Genomic DNA, 1491 nt, shown 5'->3' on the forward strand with positions numbered 1-1491 from the left:
CGGTGGTTTGTTAAACCCGTAAGTAGAGATCGAGGGCTCGTCCGCTGGCCAATGAGGCGATGAGGGCTTGGAGTTCGGGCGGCGGGGGCGTGTTCGACCAGGCCTGCCAGTAGCGTTGCAGGGTGTGCCAGGGGTCGAGCCAGGCGCGGATCGCGCGGATGGCCCGGGGCCAGCTGGGCGGCTGGGGCTGGTGGGATGTGGGTGTGCCCCCTCTCTGGCCCGTCGGCGGTCTCGGGCGGCTGGGCCTGATCTCGTTGCTGCGTTGGGGACTCGTCCGCGAACCAGGCATCCCAACAGCACGAGAACGCGCAGTTCACGAGGGTCTGGTGGCAGCGGATCGCGACATCGGAGCGGACTTGGAAGTCGGCCCGGCCGAGTTCGTCCTTGATCTGTTTGTAGCTCTGCTCGATCCAGTGCCGCAGACCGTAGAGGCGGACGAGTTCGGCCAGGTCGGCGGGCGGGTGTGGGCTGTCGGCGGGCGGGTGTGAGCCGGGACGGGGCAGGTCGGTGGCCAGGTACCAGGTCGCCTTCTCGGGCAGGGTGCCCGGGTCGGCGGTGGCCACCACCAGGCGGGCCAATCCGTCCGGGCCCCAGCCTCCGAGGCGGGCGTCGGCGGCCCACCAGGTCTCGGTGTGCCCGTCGCGGAAGGTGCGGACAACCGGCGTCCAGTCGCCTGGGTGCGCGGGATCTGTCCAGGTCAGGGTGCGTGCTGCTTCGACGGGGGTGTGCGCTTGGTCCCTGTAGGCCCAGGTGCCGCGGCGGGGCTTGAGGGCCATGACGAACGGCAGGCCGGCCTCGCGCAGGGTGTGGCGGAACTCGTCGTGGTCGCCGTAGCCGCAGTCCGCCACCACCGCCCGGAAGAGGAACCCGGCCTGCTGGGCCTGGCCGGCCAGCTCGGTGGCGAGCTGGGGCCTGGTGCGGAAGTCGGGGTCGTTGCGCTTCCTCGGGAAGTGGTGCGCCGGGGTGCAGGGCCGGGCGTGCAGTGGGTAGTAGAGGCGCTCGTCGGCCCAGAGCGTGGTCACCGTGACGACGCCGTTGTCGGTCTTGCCGAGCCGGCCCAGCCACTGCCGCCCGACATGGGCGGTCGCGGTGCCGTCCTTACGGTCCCCGGAGTCGTCGATGACCAGCACGCCCTGGCCGTGCGGCGCGGTGGCCGGGTCCGCGAGCAACAGCTCCAGCCGGCGGGCGTTGACCTGCTCGAATTTCCAAGTCGACTCGGATAGGAAGAACTGCAGCCGCTGCACCGCCGGGTGCTGGGCACCGGTCACCGGCTCGGCCCCGGCCAGGGCCGTGAGCGTCTTGTTCCGATCCCGCGGCAGCAACAGGCCGGTCAGGCACTCCCGGAACCCACGCCGCTGGGCCGACGAGCGAAACAGATCGTCGAACCTCACCGCATACGCTTCCAGCGGACCAGGAGCCGGCGGACACGGCACGCGAGCGGTCATGACAGCACCCCCGAAGAAGTCTCTCCTCACCGATACTGCCGACCTG

General features: G+C 70.8%; 1 protein-coding gene. It reads right to left on the minus strand.

The genetic code is table 11. The features are described from left to right. Window positions 1–1445 (minus strand): IS701 family transposase (locus tag ACWEQL_RS42405; RefSeq protein WP_452156967.1); only part of this gene is annotated, 1445 nt, incomplete at its 3' end. Window positions 1446–1491 lie beyond the last annotated feature (46 nt).

It is taken from the genome of Kitasatospora sp. NPDC004240 (assembly GCF_053603215.1).